Below are 4852 nucleotides of genomic sequence, written 5' to 3' on the forward strand. Positions count from 1 at the left end.
ACGGCGGAATCGTATCGTCGGTCATGGCGGATGTGGCAGCCGAAGAGAAGAGGGACGGGCAGGATTGGCTTCAGCAACCGAATCCTACGTCATATCAAAATCTTACGCTACATCCGCCAGCTCAATTGCCCGCCCTGGTGAATGATTCGGGCTAACTACATCGCACAGGCCAGAATGCACGGTCTGATCTTCCATGAAAAGGAAAGGCGTCCCAGGAGGATTGTAGACTATAATCGAAAGGATAAGGATAACGTTCTTCGCCGTGCCTTTTTCAAAATAAGTTAGGGTCCAGCCATTGTCATTTGACCCATGTTGAGAAATTTCAAACCTAAACAGATGCGGGTTTCTGAATAGCCTAACTAAACCTGATGACGTGTCCGCGAGGATAGCTTCACCTGCATAGATATTACGCGGGTAGGTAATCTGGAAACCGTCATCCGAAATATGGCGTGTTTCCTTGACCACGCAGCGAAAGATATCATTGGCTGCGGCGGTCGCGGGCGAAAGCAGAAATGCGCTCAGGGCGACGCCTGCCGGTGCAAGTTTCCAATTCATTCTTGTGGTCTTGACCAAGGGCCGCCCCTGTAATCGCAATCAGCACGGCCATGGCCGCCGCCGATTTCGAGAGCCTGCTTCAGATGCATCACTGTCCCAAAAATGAAGGCATACTTCGGAGGAGAGACAATGCACAGGATGATTGCGCTCGCGGCGCTGTTCCTTCCGGCCTTTGTGGCCCGAGCGGAAGCTTTCACACTCCGATGCACTTATGAGCCAGCAACCGCATTTAGCTTCGAGCTTTCGGCGGCGAGCATGTCCAGCAGAATGACACAGACGACGATAAATGGGGCCAAGAGAGACCTCGTCAGCGGCGTGCCTGGGGGCGGCAAGCATCCGTTTCTGGCGAGTGGACGGGGGAAGTCAAAATGGCGGGATTTGTATCTGGTTGAGTTCAATCCTTGGGGCGACAAGATTTGTTCGGAGCCCTGCCGGTTCACGCATATCAACGAGATTTACCCCGACGGCGACGACGCGGACCCATCCATCATTGTACAAGTTGGAGGCTGCGTAGTCTTATGACCGAGCGGTGCTCTGCAGGTCCCGGCGCTCACAGAAGCCTCTAGGAAGGCCGCCGAGGGGCGCGAAAATTTCTCCGCCCTGGATAGCCAAAACCCGCAAATGCCAAAACTGAGCTTCCTGAGGCCTTCGGCAGCGGCGTTTGAGATTGGGAGTGTAGGCGCCCCCGCTCGCTATCAGAGGTCCCCACCGTCACGCTCGGCCCATCTTGAATTCTTGATTTCATTTCAAGTCGTGCTGGCCCCTGGCCTGTCACCAAAAGCGCCATCTGAAAGAGCCATAAATCGTTGACCGCTCAAGGTTTTAGGGAACTGACTTGTCCGGCGCCCCGCGGTCTGAGGCCCGTGCCGCGCATCGACGCCGTATCTTCTCCACTGTCGCCATCATGCCCGCCAGGCCGCGCTGCTCGAACACCATCGCTTCCGCATGGGCGCGGTCATAGGTCGAACGATATCGACAACTATCGCCCTAACTTCCGCCAAAACTGCTTTACATATCCGCGCTCGTCCACCCCCTCGGTCTCCACCACCACGGGCCGTGTTCCTCTACATCGCCAGCTTATTGCTGCTCCGGAGAGGTATGCGCCGGGTACAAAATCGGAGTTTGGATTTTGTCGGCACCACCTTAGCACGCCTCCCGTTGGGGCCGTACTATGACCCGCCTTCATGCATCCTCGACCACTGGCGCCCATCTCGCAGACATAGACGCTTCCGTTCATACACCGCCATGCAGTGTTTTCCATGCCAGGGTAGTCGTTGCCCTCACCGCTTGATTCTGTGTTTTTCATAGTGCGGCATGTGGCGGCGATATCACTCGCTGATTGCGCGGATGCTGGAAATGCCTGCGTGGAGCAGTATAGGAGCGATATCGCTATAAGCCACCGGACCACTGACCCTCTCCCGAATTTCGGCCATCGCCAGGAGGCGAGACATGTCAACAATAGAGTGTGGCCAAGCCTCCTACTAAGGGGAAGTTTATATCGTCGGCAAGGTTGGCGGCGGGTTCAAGACTTTCTGATAATCCACACATCGCGAGAACAACCAATGTTCACGGCAGGTGCGCTTATCCTCCTCGGTGGAATAGCTTGGTATGCAGAACGGTCGGACGTGAAGGGCCGCTCGTCCCTCGAATATGACGATAATCCTCTCCACTTCCACATACGGCAGGATTTGAAGCTCATCGCGCTCCTGCTTGCGGGCATCCTGGTCATGCTTAGCGTCGTCGCGGATCGGTTCGGGCAATAGCCGCCAGCGGCTCGGTTCTCCGCTGAACCGCTACCCGCAGCCGGTGACCGGGGCAGCAGTTCCCGCATATACCGAAAGGCATCCATTGGCTCGGACCTCCCAAGCGGGTTGATGGGGAGAGCCGGCGCGAGCACTCCCACCGCGCCGGCTCGTCAACTTGGTGCGCCGTTAACGGCTTTCCGATTCACGGCAAAAAGCGTCATGCCATTCAGCTTCGGTAATGGTCGGGCTCTGGCATTCCGCCTCGTCGCATTCGATATCGGCGCCATTCTTGCCGGCATCCCTTTCCGCATCGCTCGGGGGGCAGTTGCTGATCACGTACCGCACACGATTGACGATGCGTATCGTCTCCAGCTTCGCAATGCGCTGTGACAATCGCATCATGGCGCCGGCCTCCCTGCACTCGCAATGATGGCGACATTCAACTCGGCATCGGACATCAGCCTCACAGCGCGGCTTGCCGGCGTTTGATCGAGGCGGTCACAAGGCTCAGCACCTGACACGAGCGCCACCAGCTCCGTGTCGGAAAGCCCCGGCACGTCGCTCCACCGGGCGTCCGGCAACTCGGCAGTCTCGGGCATCACGCCCATTATGGTCGGATCGCCACGCCTCACGGCTCCAGTCGCGAGCGCCTGCTCGTAGGCCTGCTGGAGGGCTTCCGCCGACCGCTCCCAGAGCACGAAGGCGATGGCTGGCTGATTGCCGCCACCATACCTCCGCTCGAGTACCCTGAGGCGGCGTTGGAGGGCCGTCATGTATCCGCCCTCGTCGCGGCGCGGATTGCTGCAACGGCGTGAGGGCCGTAGCCAGGCTCCCCGATTAGCTCGGCACTGATCTGCTCCGCCCATTCGGGGTCAGCCAACACAGCGGCCACGAGAGCGTCGCGCGCGGCCTTGGACAGGTGATCCGATACGGGCCGGCGCCGGGCCTCCAGCCTGGCGAGGCGACGGTGGACGGCGTTCCTCATACTCGCCCTCCTTCGAGCGCCTCGATCCTGCGGTGCAGATCGGTGACCTCGATGGCCTTGGCGTGGGCATCGACCAGCCTGCCGAGTTCGGCGGCTTCCGACGGCGTCAGTTCGCCCGCCGCGACCGCCTCCAGGATGGCCTGCGTTGCCCTGGGCAGATCGGCTGCATTCTCGATCCTGGGAAGGTCAAACGTCACTGGACGGTCGCGACGCGCAGGCGCCAGCCGATCCATACACAGCCGCAGCGCGGTCATATCGCCGGCAAGGCCCAACTCGATGGCTTTGCGTGTGAGGGCCTCTGCCTCGCCCTCCAGCAAAGCCTCGATGGCGAGCGTCACTTTGTGGCGAGCGCCCTTCGGCCTGCCGGAGTTGCCGGGGGCGAAGGGTTTGCCTCGCGTATTCGCCGCGTTATTTCGCGCCGTAGCCATCCGATAAGCCCTCTAGCGACGATCCATGCGATGAAGCCGAACGATGGCGAGCGTCATCAGGAGCGCGGCCCTGCTGGCTTCCTGAGCCGCCTGCTTCCTCTATCCCTTGCCGGGCCCCGCCTCAGACGCTCCCATTCCAGGCCGCATCCGAGCCTCCATTTCTCAAATAAATTGGCATATCTGCAAGCAATCAGATCATAAGTCGCGATAGATTATGCAATATCGCCATCGAAAATAACATCCGCGACCACGGCGAACGAGGCACGGCGCCCAGCGCTCGGGCTAAAGACATGGGGCGACGAGTTGCCGAGTGAAGTTGTTGCGGATGGGAGCGAAGGCCCAGTAACCACGACGCGCCAGAGCAGAGCAAGTCTTTGCCATTTTCGCGCGCGGCGCCGGGCACGGCTATCGTGTGGAGCCGCTGGATCGATCGTCAGCTTCCGGACCGGGATCGAAGGGGTAAAACCGACCCCGAGCGGACCTCGGGAGGGTCCGCTTTTTGGCTTACCCTTCAGAACCTCACGGCGAGCGCGCCCTTGAAAGCGTGGTCCTGAGCRTCCTGGGCCAGTTGCCCGGTATAGGACAGGCCCAGCGTGGCGCTCAGGCTGATCGCGAGGTCGAGCCCGGCCTCGAGACGGTCGATTCCAGCGCCATGTATCGGTCAGGCTATGTGAAGCGCCGCTGCATCATTCCCGCGAGCGGCTTCTACGAATGGACCGGCGAGAAGGGCGACAAGACCCCGCATTTCATCAACGCGGCAGATGGCGGCCTGCTCGGCTTCGCCGGCTTGTGGGAGGCCTGGAGCAATCCAGAGACCGGTGAGGAAATCACGACCTGCACCATCATCACGCGCGACGCGAACAAATGGATGTCGGAGATCCACAACCGCATACCAGCAACGCTGCTCCCGCGCGATTTCGAGAACCGGATGGGGGTCGGAGATGACGACCCGGCCACCGCCGAGCCATTCAAGGAAACGCTGTTTTAATTGCGTGAACACGGCAGCGCTGGGGCCCCGCGTTTTATCCGTTTCCTTTGTCTCCACTCATCGCTGCCAGCTTCCGAAGATCTTGGGATCGCGCAATCATCAAAGTCGCAACCCAACGCTCAAGCTGAGCAACCCGCGCTTCCATTGGGAT

6 protein-coding genes are annotated in these 4852 nt (G+C 59.9%); 3 read left to right on the forward strand and 3 right to left on the reverse strand.

The window, feature by feature from the left end; all coding sequences use genetic code 11:
* Positions 1–102: 102 nt before the first annotated feature.
* A complete protein-coding gene (locus tag AC1D34_RS34065; RefSeq protein ID WP_476826625.1) occupies positions 103–573 on the reverse strand; it encodes a hypothetical protein in 471 nt (156 codons plus the stop codon).
* Positions 574–684: 111 nt separating this feature from the next.
* Between AC1D34_RS34065 and AC1D34_RS34070 the strand changes: the two genes are divergently transcribed.
* Both AC1D34_RS34070 and AC1D34_RS34075 read left to right on the forward strand, forming a co-directional pair.
* A complete protein-coding gene (locus AC1D34_RS34070) occupies positions 685–1077 on the forward strand; it encodes a hypothetical protein (protein ID WP_476826626.1) in 393 nt (130 codons plus the stop codon).
* A gap of 1442 nt (positions 1078–2519) precedes the next feature.
* Complete coding sequence (locus AC1D34_RS34075; protein ID WP_476826627.1) at positions 2520–2690, forward strand: hypothetical protein; 171 nt, start codon at positions 2520–2522, stop codon at positions 2688–2690.
* 8 nt (positions 2691–2698) lie between these two features.
* Here the strand turns inward: AC1D34_RS34075 and AC1D34_RS34080 are convergent, their stop codons facing one another.
* Positions 2699–3073 carry a hypothetical protein gene (locus tag AC1D34_RS34080; RefSeq protein WP_476826628.1) on the reverse strand — a complete coding sequence of 125 codons (375 nt, stop codon included), beginning with the start codon at positions 3071–3073 and terminating at the stop codon, positions 2699–2701.
* Between the two features lie 208 nt (positions 3074–3281).
* Complete coding sequence (locus tag AC1D34_RS34085; RefSeq protein WP_476826629.1) at positions 3282–3713, reverse strand: DUF5681 domain-containing protein; 432 nt, start codon at positions 3711–3713, stop codon at positions 3282–3284.
* 544 nt (positions 3714–4257) lie between these two features.
* Between AC1D34_RS34085 and AC1D34_RS34090 the strand changes: the two genes are divergently transcribed.
* Complete coding sequence (locus AC1D34_RS34090) at positions 4258–4701, forward strand: SOS response-associated peptidase (protein WP_476826630.1); 444 nt, start codon at positions 4258–4260, stop codon at positions 4699–4701.
* Positions 4702–4852 lie beyond the last annotated feature (151 nt).

The organism is Allobosea sp. P1_A7 (genome assembly GCF_056406775.1).